This is a genomic window from Paenibacillus sp. GP183, assembly GCF_900104695.1.
Taxonomy (GTDB): Bacteria; Bacillota; Bacilli; order Paenibacillales; family NBRC-103111; genus Paenibacillus_AI.
Genome location: NZ_FNSW01000001.1, coordinates 3,395,350 through 3,413,137, shown reverse-complemented (window position 1 = coordinate 3,413,137; position 17,788 = coordinate 3,395,350). Strand labels below are relative to the sequence as shown.

General features: G+C 47.9%; 14 protein-coding genes and 1 pseudogene. 10 read left to right on the top strand and 5 right to left on the bottom strand.

Features of this window, described 5'->3' with window-relative positions; genetic code table 11:
• The first annotated feature begins 141 nt into the window (after positions 1-141).
• From BLV33_RS16815 to BLV33_RS16795, 5 genes and pseudogenes are all read left to right on the top strand, one after another.
• Entirely contained in the window at positions 142-423 is a 282-nt protein-coding gene (locus BLV33_RS16815; protein WP_090794183.1) for an ArsR/SmtB family transcription factor, read from the top strand.
• A gap of 70 nt (positions 424-493) precedes the next feature.
• A complete protein-coding gene (locus tag BLV33_RS16810) occupies positions 494-1,696 on the top strand; it encodes an MFS transporter (protein WP_090794182.1) in 1,203 nt (400 codons plus the stop codon).
• A 100-nt stretch (positions 1,697-1,796) separates the two neighbouring features.
• Positions 1,797-2,540, top strand: coding sequence for a hypothetical protein (locus BLV33_RS16805; protein WP_090794180.1), 744 nt, complete (start codon positions 1,797-1,799; stop codon positions 2,538-2,540).
• Positions 2,541-2,808: 268 nt separating this feature from the next.
• Positions 2,809-4,029 (top strand): annotated as a pseudogene (locus BLV33_RS16800) (IS1182 family transposase); the annotation flags it as partial.
• 219 nt (positions 4,030-4,248) lie between these two features.
• Positions 4,249-6,420 (top strand): ATP-binding cassette domain-containing protein, encoded by a 2,172-nt coding sequence (locus BLV33_RS16795; protein ID WP_090794177.1) that lies wholly within the window; start codon positions 4,249-4,251, stop codon positions 6,418-6,420.
• A 547-nt stretch (positions 6,421-6,967) separates the two neighbouring features.
• On the opposite strand, the gene BLV33_RS16790 is transcribed toward BLV33_RS16795, so the two are convergent.
• Entirely contained in the window at positions 6,968-7,867 is a 900-nt protein-coding gene (locus tag BLV33_RS16790; protein ID WP_090798986.1) for an SDR family oxidoreductase, read from the bottom strand.
• Positions 7,868-8,063: 196 nt separating this feature from the next.
• Between BLV33_RS16790 and BLV33_RS16785 the strand changes: the two genes are divergently transcribed.
• Positions 8,064-8,702 carry a TetR/AcrR family transcriptional regulator gene (locus BLV33_RS16785; protein ID WP_090794175.1) on the top strand — a complete coding sequence of 213 codons (639 nt, stop codon included), beginning with the start codon at positions 8,064-8,066 and terminating at the stop codon, positions 8,700-8,702.
• A 364-nt stretch (positions 8,703-9,066) separates the two neighbouring features.
• Here BLV33_RS16785 and BLV33_RS16780 read toward each other — a convergent pair whose 3' ends face one another.
• The 3 genes from BLV33_RS16780 to BLV33_RS16765 form a co-directional block, all read right to left on the bottom strand.
• Positions 9,067-9,474 (bottom strand): hypothetical protein, encoded by a 408-nt coding sequence (locus tag BLV33_RS16780; protein WP_090794174.1) that lies wholly within the window; start codon positions 9,472-9,474, stop codon positions 9,067-9,069.
• A 472-nt stretch (positions 9,475-9,946) separates the two neighbouring features.
• Positions 9,947-10,750 (bottom strand): SDR family oxidoreductase, encoded by an 804-nt coding sequence (locus BLV33_RS16770; protein WP_090794168.1) that lies wholly within the window; start codon positions 10,748-10,750, stop codon positions 9,947-9,949.
• A gap of 26 nt (positions 10,751-10,776) precedes the next feature.
• Positions 10,777-12,528 carry an alpha-glycosidase gene (locus tag BLV33_RS16765; protein ID WP_090794165.1) on the bottom strand — a complete coding sequence of 584 codons (1,752 nt, stop codon included), beginning with the start codon at positions 12,526-12,528 and terminating at the stop codon, positions 10,777-10,779.
• Between the two features lie 805 nt (positions 12,529-13,333).
• On the opposite strand from BLV33_RS16765, the gene BLV33_RS16760 reads away from it, so the two are divergent.
• Both BLV33_RS16760 and BLV33_RS16755 read left to right on the top strand, forming a co-directional pair.
• Entirely contained in the window at positions 13,334-14,050 is a 717-nt protein-coding gene (locus BLV33_RS16760) for an MBL fold metallo-hydrolase (protein ID WP_090794162.1), read from the top strand.
• Positions 14,051-14,079: 29 nt separating this feature from the next.
• The gene (locus BLV33_RS16755) at positions 14,080-14,649 is read left to right on the top strand and encodes a TetR/AcrR family transcriptional regulator (RefSeq protein WP_090794159.1); all 570 of its coding nucleotides are present in this window, start codon (positions 14,080-14,082) and stop codon (positions 14,647-14,649) included.
• On the opposite strand, the gene BLV33_RS16750 is transcribed toward BLV33_RS16755, so the two are convergent.
• The gene (locus tag BLV33_RS16750; protein WP_090794155.1) at positions 14,646-15,323 is read right to left on the bottom strand and encodes a DNA-3-methyladenine glycosylase family protein; all 678 of its coding nucleotides are present in this window, start codon (positions 15,321-15,323) and stop codon (positions 14,646-14,648) included. The two genes, BLV33_RS16755 and BLV33_RS16750, sit on opposite strands and share 4 nt — an antisense overlap.
• Positions 15,324-15,590: 267 nt before the next feature.
• Between BLV33_RS16750 and BLV33_RS16745 the strand changes: the two genes are divergently transcribed.
• Entirely contained in the window at positions 15,591-16,151 is a 561-nt protein-coding gene (locus BLV33_RS16745; RefSeq protein ID WP_090794152.1) for a glycerol-3-phosphate responsive antiterminator, read from the top strand.
• A gap of 35 nt (positions 16,152-16,186) precedes the next feature.
• The gene (glpK, locus tag BLV33_RS16740; RefSeq protein WP_090794150.1) at positions 16,187-17,680 is read left to right on the top strand and encodes a glycerol kinase GlpK; all 1,494 of its coding nucleotides are present in this window, start codon (positions 16,187-16,189) and stop codon (positions 17,678-17,680) included.
• Positions 17,681-17,788 lie beyond the last annotated feature (108 nt).

The following is a 17,788-nucleotide window of genomic DNA, read 5'->3' as shown; positions in this document are numbered from 1 at the left end:
TGTGTTTTTTTCATCCATGCTTTCCATCGCTTCTTCCATATGAGGGTCCATATTATATTGTGACCCTGTTTACATTAGCGGCAAGGTATGTTATTATTTCGATACTTCTAGAAATAACGACACTGGCAGAGGTGAGGTACAATGGGCGAAGATAACGCGGAAGTACGGCAAGCCGTCAAAGTATATAAAGCGCTGGGGGAACCAACCAGGCTCAAAATAGCAATGCTGCTTACCGAGGAGAGGAATCTGTGCTGCTCGGATATCGGGGGCAAGCTGGAATCCGTTGCCGGCTCGACGCTTTCTCATCACCTGAAGCAATTGACGGATTGCGGCCTGCTCGATCTGCGAAAGGAAGGAACTTATATCTACTACAGCGTGAACCGCGAACTCGCGCAAAAGTACGCACCTTATTTGCTGGAATAATTTTTTGTCATTATTTCTATATTTCTAGATATATAAAATAATGGAGTGGAGAGGAGCACTGGAAATAAATATGTCAAACACGTGGAAAATCTACATGCTGGCGGCCGTCAGTTTTCTGGTCGGTACTTCGGAATTTATCATTGCAGGTATTCTGGATAAGGTTGCGGAGAATGTCGGTATCTCTGTGTCTGCTGCGGGTCAGCTCATCACCGTTTTCTCGCTCGCATACGCCATCGGGACTCCTTTACTAATGGCCGTTACGGCCCGCCTGGAGCGACGGAAGCTGCTGCTCTATTCCATCGGCGTATTTGTAATCGGCAACGGAATCGCCGTAGCTTTGCAGGGATTTGAATATCTAATCGCATCACGGATCATCCTGGCGCTCAGTACCGGAGTATTCATCGTCACGGCATTGACCGTAGCCTCCAAGCTGGCTCTGCCCGAAAAGCAGGCGAGTGCCATCGCGACGCTAGTTATGGGGTTCAGTACCGCTCTGATTGTCGGCGTTCCTCTTGGAAGAGTCGTCGCTTCCGTCTACAACTGGAAGGCGATCTTTGGGGGAATCGGTCTACTGGGGCTGCTCGCCATGCTCGCTATAATCTTCACAATTCCGCGAACCGAAGGCGAGGAACCCGTCCCGCTCCGCAAACAGCTGGCACTTTTGAAGCAGCCGCGAATCGCCGCAGCCTTGTCGGTGACTTTCTTCTGGATCGCCGGGTATTCCATCACCTACACCTATATTTCACCGTTTCTTCTTACAGTTACAGGAATGAGTGAAAAGGGAGTGAGCGCAGGCTTGTTCGCTTTTGGAATCGCCAGCTTGATCGGATCCAAGCTCGGAGGCTACAGCACGGACAGATGGGGTGCACCCCGTACTCTGATTGGTGGAATGCTGCTTCACGCTGCAACTCTTATCCTGCTGTCGCTGGCAGCCCAATCCTCGGTTGTTGTGTTCCCGCTGCTCATGCTATGGGCATTCTCAGCCTGGTCTTCGGGCCCTACACAGCAGTATAATTTAATGACTCTTGCCCCGGGAGCTTCAGGTATTATGCTTAGCCTAAACAGTTCGGTTCTGCAGTTTGGAATGGCCGCGGGTGCTGGAATCGGGGGAATCGTAGTGAAGCAGGCGTCGCTGGCATCCATCAGTTGGATCGGGGCAGCTGGAGTTGCCGTTGCCGCCGGAACAGTCGCCATTTCCCTCGGACTATCCCACTCCCGCTCCAGGTCCAGCCGGAAGCTGGAAGAACAAAGCTTGCAGGAAGCTGAAGCCTGATTGAACAACCCAATTTCCACGCACACCTCAACTAGTCCAATCTATTTCTTTATATGAAAATATAATAGATTATATATAGTACTGGAAGGGGGTGTTAACAATGGCATTATTTGTTACAGCTCCGATTGAAAATCGGAACCGACAGGTCAAAAGAATGGCTGTGCGCGCATCAAATGAAGGAACGGCCCCCATGAATGTGCGGCTGGAAGTCTTCCACGCGCCGCAGCCTGATGACGGACCAAGCGCCAAAGTGCTTTATGTACAGCGGGAAGTGAGTCTTAATCCCGGTACCATTCAAACGTTTAACAACATATTTGCGGATTTACCGGTGGTGAATGCAAGAGTGACGACATCAGGACCTGGGGCGGATGAGGCATCTGTCACCTTTACAGCCAAGGATGAAACCGGCGCTGTTTTGCCTGGCGTAATCAATCCACTTCCACGAAGACCACAATTTATAACAAGCCCATTTCCATCAGTCCCCATGGATAACGAAAAGAGATCTATCAAAACCTTGGTTGCACGGGCTTCGAATGAAGGGGCTTCAGCTGCAAGCGTGCTGCTTGAGGTATTCTATCCACCAGAACCGGTGGAGGATGGACCGAGTGCCAAATCGTTGTATGTGCAGCGCTTGATAGACCTTGAACCGGGAACGATTCATACGTTCGATAATATTTATACGGATTTTCCATTCCTTGAGGCTCGTATTACAGCTTCAGGCGTAGATGTTGCTTCGGTAGCTGCTTCCTTGGCGGCCCGGGATGAGGCCAACCGTGTTTTGCCGGGGATGGCACAGGCATTCCCACCGAATCCGCCGGGAGTACAGGAAGTACCTCCTCAGTAATCAATAATACTCGATAGTTGAACAAAGGGCTGCCATGCGGGGCTGTTGACAAACTAGCTAATTAAATAGGATTATTGAGGGCCGTGTAGAATTAGTTTCTATACGGTCTTTTTCTTTGGAGGGTTGCGCTATGATGGGCGTGGATAAAGATAAACAAAACCAATTCATGTATGTAAGCCTAGATGATCTAGTACCACAAGATCACCTGCTACGGGATATCCGAAATAAACTTGACTTCTCTTTTATTTAAGAGAAAGTACAACACCTTTACTCACCCATGGGGCGTAAATCCATTGACCCTGTCCTCCTAATGAAGATGCTGCTCATTGGTTACTTGTTTGGAATACCTTCAGAAAGAAAATTAGAGCAAGAGATCATTGTTAATCTTGCTTATCGTTGGTTTCTTGGCTTAGATCTGGCCGAATCCGTTCCAGACCACTCTACGCTAAGTCAGAACCGTCGCAGGAGGTTTAAAAATAGCCAGGTATTCCAGGATATCTTTGACCATATTGTTTCAGAATGTATTACAAAAGAAATCGTGGCTGGAGAAGTTATTGTTGTAGACTCTACTCACATAAAGGCTCATGCATCCATTGGCAAAACAGAAAAAATCGTAGTTGAGAAAAAGCCTACGGAATATCTAAAGGAGTTAGAGCAAGAAGCCCGTCGAATCGAATCTGAATGGGATAACCCCAACAAGAAAAAGGGCGGGAGAAAACGAAAAGAAGAACCGTCTGAAAAAGAGGTAACACAGAGTAAAACCGATCCTGAAGCAGGACTACTGAGCAGACCTAACAAACCTAAGGGATTTCACTATTTGGCTCATACCAGCATTGATGTGAAACATGGAATCATAACGGATATTCATGTTACGCCAGCAAACATTAATGACCACGAACCATTCACCGCACGATTAAGGGAACAACAACACAAGTTTAATTTACGAATCCAAAAGGTTGGAGCAGATAAAGGTTACGATCGCTCTCCTGTGCACCACACATTAGAAAAACTTGAGATCAAAGGATACATAGCGCCGATAAATTCTGATGATAATCATTTACATAAATCTGGTTTTAATTATGACAGTAAAAGCGATACATATACGTGTCCAGAGGGAAAAATCCTGCGATTCTCACACCTTAAATGGAAAACGGAAAGGCAAAGTTCCAGTAAAATTTATGCCTCGCAGAGAAAGGACTGTAAGCAATGTCCATTACGCTCTAGCTGCTTCGGTAAGACAGGGGGTCAAAAGAAGATTGAACGCCCGTTATTTCAAGAAGCAAGAGAACGAAATGTAGCCCGAACACAAACGAACGTATATCGCGATGTTCAAAAAGCAAGGCGTGTCTGGTGTGAGGGTAGCTTTGGAACGATGAAAAGATGCCATAACCTAACGTTTACATACAAGAAGGGCATTCGGAGCGCCACCGAACACTGCCTTCTTTCTGCATTGGCTTTAAACATAAAGCGTTATGTAAAAGTGGTATGATTCGAGAGGTCAGCCTCCGAATTCACACGTAAATAAGGGCAAAAACAAAGTGGAATAAGGAAAATTGATTCCCTAGCCCACTTTGTCAACAGTCCCAAACGGCAGCCCTTTGGATATTTTTGAGGCAAAATCAGCATTCATTTATTATAGGATTAAAGAAGGGATTGCAGTATTTTTTGGCGAATGAAGTAACATTCAGTCACAAAAGGAGATCTCTATTTGAAAAGTTTAATTCACTATCTATTTTTCCAATATTGGAATTACAGGAAATTGTCTTTAGGCATTATGCTGACGATGATCGTCACATTGATCTATACTTCATCTTTTTCCTTAAGCATCAAGTATATCATCGATGAAATCATTCTATTGAATCAACACTTTGATAAACTGGCTGTCATCCTGATTGTCTTGCTTGCCGGATTTATCGTACATATAAGCTGCACCATTCTAAGAGATTTTTGGATTGCTAAAATAAGTACGTCGATGCAGATAGACTCCAGGCTGCTCCTTTTTAATCATATTCAACGGCTTCCAGCTTCCTTTTACGACCGAATGAGCAGAGGCAGTCTTACGTCCAGGTTTACAACGGACTTAGCTGCTGTCCATGCGGCTTTTATGACGTTTGTTCCTGCATTTTACTCGATTATGAGTCTGATCTTCTATCTGGTTCTGATCGCAACGCTGCACTGGAGTCTAGCTGTTCTTTCCATCGTCGGAATGATTATTTCCTTGAGTATCCCCCAACTCATGAGCCGGAAAGCTATTGAAACGAGTGATACGGTAAAAATAAAGCAAACTTCGCTGATGGATATTATTCAAGAGCATTTTTCAGTTCAAAGTGTCGTTAGAGCATACGGTTTGAGTCATTGGCAATTGTCACGCTTAAAGAGTGCATCCGAGGAACAAAAGCCGCTTACGATTCGCGCTCATTTTTTATCCCGATCCATGCCGACCTCCGTTTCGAATGTGCTGCTTTTATGGAATCTGCTGTCTATCTTCATCGGGGCTTATTTGTGCCTGACGAATGCCATAAGTATAGGGATACTAATAGCGTTTCAAAGCTTTTTTATCAGTATCAGCCAACAGCTGAAGTTATTATCTGAGCATCTTCCACAATTGCTTTCCTCTTCCTTGAGCTATAACCGTATCAATAATTTGCTGAGAGAAAAGTTCGGAGAGGATGAGCTTCCAAGTCAGCCTGTTCTATCGGTGAATCAGCTCAATCAGGAAATTCGCTTAAGTCAGGTGAGCTTCTCTTATCCAGCCGATGCTAGAAATGTCATTGAGAAGCTGAATATACGCGTACCCGCTTATAATTATACGGCTATTGTGGGCATGAACGGTTCGGGGAAAAGTACGATTATCAGCTTGCTTATGCGCTTTTATGATCCCTCTGATGGACAGGTTGAATTGGATGGAACGGATACGCGTCGTTTATCTGCCGCAGCTATACGAGAAATGACGGGATATGTGTCTCAGGAAAATATTTTATTTAATCTAAGTATCAAAGAGAACATTTTATTAGGTAAACCTAATGCTTCGGATGAAGAGGTAGACGCGGCCGCCCGGAGTGCCGGCATTTATGATTGGATTTTGGGGCTGCCTGATGGATATCAAACGGTATGCGGTGAAAATGGAAAATCGCTCTCGGGGGGACAAAAGCAGCGTGTGGCTATTGCCAGAGCGCTCATTCGCAAGCCCAGCATTCTTGTGCTGGATGAAGCTGCTTCTGCCCTCGACCCTGAAAATGAAGATATCCTTTACCAAAGCCTGCATGAATTGATTGGGAAAAGAACGATCATTAATGTAACCCACCGTCTATCCTCGGTAAAAGATGCGGATCAAATTATTTTGATGGATAATGGCAAGGTTCGAGATAGCGGGTCGCATGAACAGCTGCTATCCCGGTGTGATATGTATCAAAGCATGTGGAGGAAGCAAAGCGGATTTGTCTTCTCCCGTGAAAGCCGCTCGGTTAAGGTGGAAGTCGACAGGCTGAGGGATATTGAATTGTTCAAAGGTCTCGATTTGGATCTATTGGAGTACCTGAGCGAAAGCTTGATTACAGAATTCGTTTATATGGGAGAAACAGTAGTTGAACATGGGGAAGAGGGCAATAAATTTTATATCATCGTTCGCGGGCAGGTGGAAGTATTAAAATTCTTCAAGGGTGAGCAGGAAATGAAGCGGGCAGCCGTCTTGTCCGACGGAGACCATTTTGGAGAAATTTCTTTGATGTTATCCATGCCTAGAACGGCAACCATTCGCACTTTGACGCCCTGCACGTTTTTAACCATTCAACGAGACCAATTTCAAACGATGTTAGATAAGGCATCTCCTCGACTGAGGGAAATGCTTGAGGATGAATGCCATAGACGGTTAGTTTATTAAGGTAAGAGGCAGCGAACGTAACGCCCTCCTGTTGGTGTGTCCGACGAGTCACCGTGTATTACTGACCGTTTGGACTAATTGTGGAGAAAATCAAATTTGGGGTATTGCTGAACTGTAGTAATATGGTCAGTTTGCCAGCAACCGGGGAACTTTTAGGCAATGCATTCGCATAAATATTCATCAGCTGAAAGCAGCCGATTACTGCAAACTTGATTCGCAGAGGATTGTTCGATAATTAACGTTGATATATCCTATTCCACTAACTGAAACTATAGCTCAATACACATCAATAGATGGCTGCCGGATGAATTTGATCGGCAGCCTTCTCAGCTGACGGGCAGTTATGTGAAGCACTTTATTTGGAGAATAGGACGAAGATAAGTGTCCGTCAAAAAAGGGAGTTTCGTTATGAAATACATAACGAAACTCCCTCTGCATGGAGGGGTAGTACCAGCGTAGCTAGTCATTACCCGTAAACCAAATGAGTCCTGAGCCTAAGTTGCTCGGCACTGTGGAGCGGCGTCTTCGTGACCCGGACCGGACATCTTCAGGTCCTGAAGTAGTGACCTTGTTCGAGGTCTGGGATCAGTGCGGGGTGCAATGGCCGCCATCCCAAGCGTTCCTGGGTCAGTGCGCTCGACGTCGGGTTGTCGGCCGATGCGAAGGCGCCGAGAAAGCCGAAGTGGGCGTCTGCCTCTTCGCGGGAAATGCCGACCACCGGCAGGTTCAAGTGGCGACCGATGACGCCGGCGATGTCACTGAATGGCACACCCTCATCGCCGACCCCGTGCAGCCGTGAGCCCGCCGGCGCGGCTTCCAACGCAAGCCGGAACAGGCGCGCCGCATCAAGGCGATGCACGGCCGGCCAGCGGTTGGACCCGTCGCCAATGTACGCAGAGACGCCCTTGTCGCGAGCAATGTCAATCAGCCTCTGGACGAAGCCCTTGTCGCCCTCGCCGTGCACGGACGGTGCGAGACGAACGACCGATGAACGCACTCCGCGCTCAGCCAGCGCGATCGTCGCGTTCTCCGATGCGCCCCGGGGCACTGCGGCGTCGACCGCAACCTCCTCCGTCCCGAGACGCCCCGGCGGGAGCACAAATGCGAGCATCAATGTTCCCGAGGTGATCACGAACGGCTTGCCGGAGCCCTCGAGCGCCGCCCCGATCGTCTCGACGGCGCGCAGATCCGCTGCGACCGCGCCGGCGTAGTCCGAGAAGTCGTGCTTAAACGCCAGGTGAATGACGCCGTCTGCTGCCGCGGCGCCGTCGCGCAGGCTGTCGAGGTCGTCGAGTGCACCGCGGTGCACCGCGGCTCCGGTAGCCGTCAGCGACGCGGCGGCATTGTCTGAGCGGGCAAGGCCGACGACCTGATGCCCGGCATCGATGAGTTCGCGGACGACGGCGGAACCGATGAAGCCCGTCGCTCCTGTGACAAAAACACGCATATTTTTCATCTTTTCTTTCCTCCCTTGGTTTATCAGGTATAGGATGTTAGATACAGGATTGATTATACAACGGGAAATTAATAAAGTAAACTTTTTTTATTAAATTAGTTAAATATATTAATTTAATAAAGAATGTTTGTGGTGCCTGCGAATTTGATATAATATTATTTATGATTATCAAAGGAGGCTTCAATTAGTGAGAAAACCCGTGAGCGTCAATATATATATTGATAAAATTATACCTGTTATTAGAAGAATCAAATTCAGCCAACTAAAAATAGACGATATCGCAAAATATATGGATATTAGCAAAGTGACACTTTATAAGCATTTTTCATCCAAAGATGAAATCATCCAGCAGGTTGTAGAGTATTATATTAACTACTTGCAAGAGGTTGATACCGTTGTAAAAGATGATTCCGTCTCTTTTATCGAGCGCTTTCAAATAACATTTTTACAATCGGTGATAAGTGTTATTTATTTATCTGATTTGTTCTTACATGATCTCAAAGAATTTTATCCGCAACTTTTTGAAAATCTTGCAGCTGCCCAACAAAATCGAAATAAAAATTTACAAACTTTTTTTGAATCCGGGATGGATCAGAAGATTTTCAACAGAATGAATGCTGTGCTGTTTATGGTTCAAGATGACGCTGTGCTGAGGTGCATCATGGAACCATCATTTTCTATTCAGTATGATGTCACCTTGAAACAAGCAATTATTGATTTTTATAAAATGAAACAGTATCAATTGCTTAAACCTGAATATCTAGATACTGTAGACGATTCCGTTATTGAAAAAGGGATCGTTAAAATTTTACAAACCATTTCATAATCATATTCGCTCTCTCGGACTGCTCTTATTGATGGTGTCGACAATGCAGATCATGGAGGCCGATTTCGATGGCCTGCTGTGCTCCCACGATATAAATGCTGGTGCGATACCCAGAATGGGTACGTCAGTTTGTGATGCCCCTTGATGGTTGGAGTCAGACTAATAACAGTTGGGCTCTAATGGCACCAGGCCGCCGAGCGCCGCTACTTGTCCGAGGCCTCGATGGCCAACCTCTTCCCCGAGCACGATGATGACCCCGCAGCAGTCGGCGAGTTCGCCGCTCCGACCGACCGCCGCCGGAGCTTGAGACGACAAGCGCCACCCGCCCGGTCGGATCGAAGAGCTGTCCGAGCTGATGTATGCTCTACTGCGGCATCTTCGAATTGGCGCCGACGACCTTGAAGTCCTGGGTGACAAAGATGTGGTGCGGCCATTTGACGGTGATGTTGTGGACCTCGTACTCGCCGTTGCTAAGCTGCACAACGCGGTCAACGACGCCCCACGGGTAGGCAGCCAGCGCCGCTTCCGTCGCATTATCAGCTGCCGTTCCGCTGACGATCGTCCCCGACCCCTCAGTGTAGTTCGCCGGGAGCTGACCGACCAGATCCGGTTGCACGATGACCTGCGTGGCCGTGATGGTCGTTCCGCTGCTCGCCCCAAGCACGCTGGTCGTCCCAAGTACGAGGACGCGATCGCCTTTTGTAAGGGCACTCGCCGAGGTCGAGCTCGTCCCCTTCATATACGTCGTGGAGGACGCCTCGTTAACGGTCACATTCTGACCCCCATATGTCGTCATTGTGAAGCTCGACGTGGACACACTGTCGACCGTGCCGGATGCTCCACCTAAGGCCGGTCCAGACCGAGCGTTGGATGCTCCACCTGAGGCCGGTCCAGTCCGAGCGTTAGATGCCTGGCCGCCGGATGCGGGTGACGCACCACCCATGGACGACGAACTGAAGGGCGATGGGGACGACGACGATTTGGGGGAGGGGCTTGCAACCTGGCCGCAGCCGGTGCTGACGATCAAGGAGAGCCCTAAGAGGATAGAAAGACATTTTTGAAGACGCATTTTGCGCACCTCACTTCCTGAAAGTTGTGTGTTTAGGATGTGCAGCTTTTGGCACATTATTCCTGGCATCGGCTTCAATTGCGACACTTCTTCCTGATGTGTATATTTGTCATGGACTGAATTTCGAGAAATGCCTGGGTTTGTATGTTCCGATCTTGAGATCTAAAATTTTCAATTACCCGTGAATCAAAGATTCCGCACCGTCGATATAAATCTCTGTCCCGGTAATATGCGAGGAGTCCTTCGATGCGAGGAACAAGGCCAGCTCGGCTACCTGTTTCGCAGAACCCGGTTTATCCGCCAGCGGATGATCCCCCTCCGGGAATTCCACAGGAATCGTAATTTCCTCGACCTCCGGTGTTCTCTCCGTATTTTCATCAATGTTTGTTTCAATAGCTCCCGGGCAAATCGCATTCACCCGAATCTTGAATTGGGCAAGCTCCAAAGCTGCCATTTTCATAAAAGCAACCTGCGCCGCCTTGGTCGAGCTGTATGCGCTGAAGCCAAAATTGGAAAATACGCGATTTCCATTAATCGAACTCGTGATGATCATGCTGCCTCCGTGTTCCTTCATGTAAGGAATTGCATATTTTACCGTATAAAAGGTACCCTTCAGGTTGATATCCACGGTTGTGCCAAAGTCCTGATCGGTCATCAACTCGATAGGGGCCAGAACTCCATTGATGCCGGCATTGGCAAATACGATATCCAGTGTTCCATACTTCTCAACAGTCCGCTTGAAGCAGGATTCCATCATTTCGGGCTTTGAAATATCCGCCACAAAAGATAGAGCGGTACCCCCTGATTGTTCGATTTCCTTTTCCACCTGTTTAAGGCGATCTCCATTTCTTTCCACGATGACCACTTTTGCTCCGTGTTTAGCCATTAAGATGGCCGAAGCCCTTCCGATGCCTGAACCACCCCCGGTCACTACGGCTACTTTACCCTGCAAGCGTTGATTTTCTTGTTGTTTAGTCATGGTTTATTCCTCCTCTATCACATTATCTACTTGTTAAGTTTACGGTACAAAATCCGGTAGCCGAATTCATCCAGCCTTATATGCATAACGCCATCCACAGGGGGAACGTCTTCCCCGGAGAGAGCGTCCTTCCAGTCGTTGGTTTCCATCGGATGGGACAGCCAGGTGGTTTGATCCGTGTTGTTCATCCAGATGGTGAAGTGAGAATCGCTGTCAATCCGTTCATAGATGATTCGGGAATCATTCTGATCTGCTTTCAGGAAGCGGAAGAACCCGCGACGCAAGGCTTTGTTGTTTTTGCGCAGCGCGATCAGCCATTTATAAAAGTCGTACAGCTCGCGATCCTGCCTGCCTATATCCCACTCCATGCATTTCCGGCAATCCGGATCCTGGCCACCGGTAAGTCCAACTTCATCCCCGTAATAGATGCAGGGTGTACCGATATAAGTCAACAGAAAAACAACGCACAGCTTTTGCTTTCGCTTGTCCCCATTCATGCGAGTGAGCACGCGGGGTGTATCATGGCTGTTCAGCAGATTAAAAATAACCTCATTGGTCTGCTGCGGATAGCGCATTTGAAGGAAGCCTATACTGTCGGCGAAATTGCTGCCATCCATATTAGGATCGTCGAAGAATTGAAGTACCTTTTCGGAAAAAGGATAATTCATCACGGAGTCGAACTGATCGCCCAAGAGCCATTTCAGGGAATCATTCCAAACCTCCCCGACGATGTAGGCCTCAGGGTTCGCAGCTTTAACAATTTTCCGAAAATCCCGCCAAAATTCATGGTCGACTTCATTGGCTACATCCAGCCGCCAGCCGTCGATTTTAATCTCTTTAATCCAATACTCCGCGACACTCAGCAGATATTTTTTTACATCAGGATTGGAGGTATTAAATTTAGGCATATTGCCGTAAAAGCCGAAAGTCCCATAGGTGGGAACGCCGTCCTTCACTTCAAGCGGGTACTCTCTGATGATGAACCAATCTGCGTATATGGAATACTTGCCGTGTGTGAGAACATCCTGAAATGGAGTAAATTGATCGCTGCAGTGGTTAAATACCGCGTCGAGCATCACGCGAATACCCAGGTCATGGCATTTTCCCACCAATTTCTTGAGCAATGCATTATCGCCAAAGTGGGGGTCCACCTTCCTGTAATCAACTGTATCGTACTTATGATTGGAAGGCGCTTCAAAAACCGGAGTTAAATAAATCGCATTAATCCCCAGATCCCCAAGATAATCCAGATGATCCATAATGCCCTGAAGATCTCCGCCAAAAAAATTATCGTTGGTGGGCTGCCCGCCCCAAGGTTCCGTATGGTCCGGGTCATTGGAGGTGTCGCCATTGGCAAAGCGTTCAGGTACGATTTGATAAAAGATGGCTTCCTTTGCCCACTCCGGGGCTGAGTGCATGTCATTCTCGTGGATATAGGGGAAATCATAATAACCGCTGGGCGGATAAGGCTGTTCATCGTAGATGCCGAGCTCGACCATCCAGGCGTATTCATCCCCCGACCGCAGGCGAAAGCCATAGGAAAGTCTTTTATATCGAGGCTTCACATGGGCCTCCCAGTAATCGAACAAGGAGTCCGACGAAATGTTGAACATTTCATAGTCGGCTTTCGTTCGCTCCCAATCGTATTTATCGCCGGTAACGACAAACACTTCTTCCACATCATCGCGCTTGGTGCGAATGCGAAGATGAATCGTGTCTTTGTCATAGGCATAGGCCCAGTTGCTTACCGATGTATGATAAAAACACTCCCTCAGCATAGATTCAACTCCCTTATTTTAAAAGGCCATTGCCTAACCTTTTATTAACCAAATAGAGGATAACGTCAAACAAGGCGTATTAGTAAGCTTATGTATAAACGCAAATAGGGATCCCGCTTATTAGAAATAACCGGAATCCCTACAACATATTCAAATTATTCAATTGTGAACTGACAGCTCCTATCGAACAACACTTACGGTTGTAAATTTTCAAATTGAATGATTCATAACGACTACTATTTTCATTTTATTAAATGGTTGGTAACTGAATAGTGATTTGTCCAGCGTCCTTGCGGTTGAGTTCCCACATGCCTTCTTTGGTGAGGATGAAACCAAGCTTCTCCTTCCAAAAAAATAACTAATGGTGTTTCTTTAATTCAGGCATGCTTCGCTTACCTACGTCATTGGACTATCCCCTTTCCAGTGGATTGTGTTTTATATCCAATTCAATCCAGTGATTAAAGCATTATCCAAGGTTAGGATAGAATCTGGATTGAAAGATATAACCAATTGACAAGACTGTAATATCAGTTGCCGTACATATAGAATACGCTTTCGGACAAGAAAAGTAAATATTCAGATAATTCGATAATAGGAGCTGTCGCCCCGTAACTTTAAGGTTATCTGCCCTATGCTCAGTTAATCTTACGATTGTTCCAACATCGTATTCAATGTGGTTTGATCTCTTTATGTATGAAGTGTATTTATTCATTTATTGTAACACAATAAAATAAAACACTTGCAAAAACTAATATCATTAGTTAATATACTAATTATGTTAGTTAAATAGGGAGGAATCATTATCATGCCGCGCATAACCAAAGTAGGTCACCTCACACAAATAACATTTTTGCCCAATTTTTTTCCGGTTAGCTGTTATTTGATTGAAGAGGATTCGGAGTTGACATTGATCGATACAGCAATGCCGTTTGGCGTTAAGGGAATCCTGCAAGCCGCAGAACAGTTGGGTAAACCGATCACTCGTATCATCTTGACGCATGCTCATCAAGATCATGTTGGAGGATTGGATGGTCTTAAACAGAGCCTGCCTCTGGTGAAGGTGTATATTTCGAGACGGGATTCGAAGCTGATGACAGGCAACGTTGAACTTGAGCCGGGCGAACCTGATACCAAGATCAAAGGCGGCGTGCCGAAATCCGTTAAGACACAAGCGGATATACTCCTGGAGGATGGAGACAGCGTCGTATCATTAAAGGCCGTTGCAACCCCAGGCCATACGCCGGGACATATGGCGTTTATGGATTCCAGGAGCGGCGCTTTAATCGCAGGCGATGCCCTTGTCACTCGCGGAGGGATAGCTGTTTCGGGAACATTCAAGCTTGGGTTTCCATTTCCCGCTTTTGCAACTTGGAACAAAGCGGTTGCGCTCGAATCAGCCCGCAAGCTGAGGCTACTATCGCCAACCCTGCTCGCAGTGGGACATGGAGTAATGGTTAAAAATCCGCTGAATGCCATAGATCAAGCCATCGCAGAATCGGCAAAAGCTTTGAGTACATCTTGAAATCCATAGTAGGAAAGGTTGGGCCTAGAGTGGCGCAAAGACAAGGAATTGATACGGATATCATTAGAAAAGCTGCGATTCAGCTCGCAGATGAACATGGGCTTGAACAAGTCAGTCTATCTAATCTCGCTGCGAAATTGGGCATCAAAACTCCTTCGCTGTACAATCATATCGCAGGACTGCCGGGTTTACGCAAGCAGTTGACCCTTTACGGGTTACAACAGCTAAAAGAGAGGGGTATGCAAGCCGTGCTTGGCAAATCGGGAGATGAGGCGGTTATTGCCTTTTGCCTCGATTATGTAGCTTTTGCCCGGCTGCATCCAGGGCTTTATGAAGCTGTAGTCCTGGTGAATCAACAGTCGGACCCTGAAATCGACGCAGCCAGCAAAGAGCTGGTAACGCTTCTGCTTCGCATTCTGGATGCGTATAAGCTGGAAGAAAAAGATGCGCTTCATATGATTCGGGCTGTTCGCAGCATGGTACATGGATTCGCAGCCCTGGAAGCCAAAGGCGGGTTTGGTCTTAAGCTGGACCGGGATGAAAGCCTGCTGCTCATGCTGCAAACGTATCTAGCAGGCTTGCACAGCTCAGTTACCTAGCTGGGCTCCTGTGTTTTATTTTCCACGCATTGCTCAAGTGTAAGCCCCGAGTCTACAAAACCCAGATCGATCGCTTCCCATAAGTAAAGTGAGGCATAGCTGCGGTAAGGCGACCAGAGCGGGGAAACCTGACCCAAATAATTGCCGTCCTTTAGCTCTTCCAATTCATGAAGCCACCTGGCGGCTCTTTGCAGCCCCGCATCCCCGAGTGAAAGCACATCCGGCTTGCCCAGCGAGAAAATCAAAAACATTTCCGCCGTCCATTTACCGATGCCTTTGATCCTTGTCAAGTGCTTGACCAGTTCATCCTGATCCAGCTCATCCAGGGCAGCGAAGCTTACGTCCTCAGCGATAATTTTATCGCATAAGTCGTGGATGTAAGAGATTTTGGCATAAGACACTCCTGCCTGGCGAAAAAGCTCCACATCAATCTGCCTCACAAGCTCAGGCGTAAATTCAGGAGCCAGCAGCTTCACTCGGCTCTTGATCGTGTTCGCGGCCTTCGCGGAGAGCTGCTGTCCAATGATGGACATCGCTAGGGAGTGAAATGGATCGGACCAAAGTTGAACGGACACATCGCCGACAAGCTGGATCAGCATCCCCATCCGGGGGTCAGCCTGGCAAAGCTTGTGAATGGCTTCATCCTGCATAGTCAAATGAATGGAATTTGTCATCTTCTTCCTCCAACTTCTACATCATGCCGCCTTTGATGTGCAGCAAATTTTCGCTCACCTCGATGATACCTATATTTTACCTGCAAGCTTGTCCAAAGGCTACAAGTAGAAAGATTGACACTGCGCAGGCTCTGCAATTACAATAAAACCAAGTTCATAGAATGTGATGGAGAACGGGAGATTCACATAGGTTGCTTATCTATATTGGATGAAGCAAGTTATGTGTTTTTTATTTTTACCCCTCTCTCGTGGATTGGAGCCGAATACATGTCATTTCATAATCAAAGTATTTTGCCAGCGATCCGTAAAATGAAGGATCTCGAGAAGCTGCTGGATTCTGCATTCACTTACATCGTGCTGCTCGACAGCCACATAGGCCAGCTGCGCAGCATCGTCGATCTCGCCAAGGCGAACGACAAAAAGATTCTGCTGCATGTGGATCTAGTGGAGGGGCTCAAAAATGACGAGTATGCAACGGAGTATCTGTGCCAACAGGTTAGGCCGGCGGGACTCATTTCCACGCGGGCTGGCGTTATCACCAAGACGAAGCAGAACGGCCTATTGGCCATCCAGCGCCTCTTTTTGCTGGATTCAAGCGCTTTGGAGAAGAGCTATACGCTGCTGGAGCGCACCAGGCCGGATTATATTGAGGTGCTGCCCGGGATAATGCCGCATATCATCAAAGAAGTCAGGGAACGCTCGGGAATTCCTATTTTCGCAGGAGGCTTGATTCGTTCGGTCAGTGAAGTTGAGCTTGCGCTTGAAGCTGGAGCAACAGCTGTAACGACTTCCAATAAGGAGTTATGGGATCATTTTGCCGTTAAGTAAATCTAAGTTCGAACTTGTAAGGAGGACCATTCCCTATGGCACAAACCTATATATTATCACTGGATCAAGGCACCACAAGCTCGAGAGCCATTTTATTCAATCATCAAGGAAGTATCGTGAAAATCGCGCAAAAGGAATTCACTCAGCATTTTCCGCAGCCCGGTTGGGTGGAGCATGATGCCAATGAAATTTGGGTGACTATTCTCGGGGTCATGGCCGAGGTGCTTTCCGATACGAAAATCAGCCCGTACCAGATCGCGGCTATCGGGATTACGAATCAACGGGAAACTACTGTGGTTTGGGATCGCAACACGGGGATTCCTATTTATCATGCCATTGTGTGGCAATCCAGACAGAGTGCTGAGATCTGCGAAGAGCTCAAAGCTCAAGGGCTGGAGGAGCTGTTCACGGAAAAAACGGGGCTGCGCATTGATGCGTATTTTTCAGGCACCAAGGTGAAGTGGATTCTCGACCATGTTCCGGGTGCAAAGGAAAAAGCGGCAAACGGTGACCTCTTGTTTGGCACGATAGATACGTGGTTGATCTGGAAGCTGTCCGGCGGCAAAGCGCATGTTACTGACTACTCGAATGCCTCTCGGACACTCATGTACAATATTCATGAGCTTGGCTGGGACGAGACGCTGCTGCGCCATCTGGATGTGCCTCTGTCGATGCTTCCCCAGGTTAAATCGTCCTCGGAGGTATACGCTTACACGACGGAGTCGCATTTCTTCGGCGCTTCGGTGCCGATTGCCGGCGCCGCCGGCGACCAGCATGCCGCCCTGTTTGGGCAAGCCTGCTTCGAGCAAGGCATGGTTAAGAACACCTACGGCACGGGGTGTTTCATGCTGATGAACACAGGCAGCAAGCCGATTGCGTCGAAGCACGGGCTTCTAACGACGATCGCCTGGGGCCTGAACGGAGAGGTGCAGTATGCGCTGGAAGGCAGCATCTTCGTGGCCGGTTCGGCCATTCAATGGCTGCGCGACGGGCTGCATCTGATCGAACACGCCAGTGAAAGTGAAAGCTACGCGGAACGCGTAGCTTCTACGGATGGCGTGTATGTCGTTCCCGCGTTTGTCGGCCTCGGGACCCCTTATTGGGACAGCGATGTGCGGGGTGCTGTTTTCGGGCTTACTCGCGGGTCAACGAGGGAGCACCTGATTCGAGCTACGCTGGAATCGCTGGCTTATCAAACCCTGGACGTCCTCACCGCTATTGAAGAGGACTCCGGCATAGAACTTAGGAAGCTGCGTGTCGACGGCGGAGCCGTTAGGAACGGCTTCCTGATGCAGTTCCAAAGCGATATGCTGGGAGCCAGCGTAGAGCGCCCGGTCATCGATGAAACCACCGCACTCGGTGCGGCTTATCTGGCAGGCCTTGCTGTGGGCTATTGGTATAGTCAGCAGGAAATTGCTGCGATGTGGCAGATCGATCGCACGTTTGAACCGAAGATGGAAGCAAATAAGCGCAGCGAACTGTATAACGGGTGGAAAAAAGCGGTCCGCGCGGCGATGGCTTTTAAATAAAGCGGCTTTGTGGTATGATACGGATAAGTTAATACATCGGTTGGAGAATCGGAGAAACCACTACTGCCTGTTCGTGTGAGCGAGCTGGGCATGTACGTGGTTTTTTTG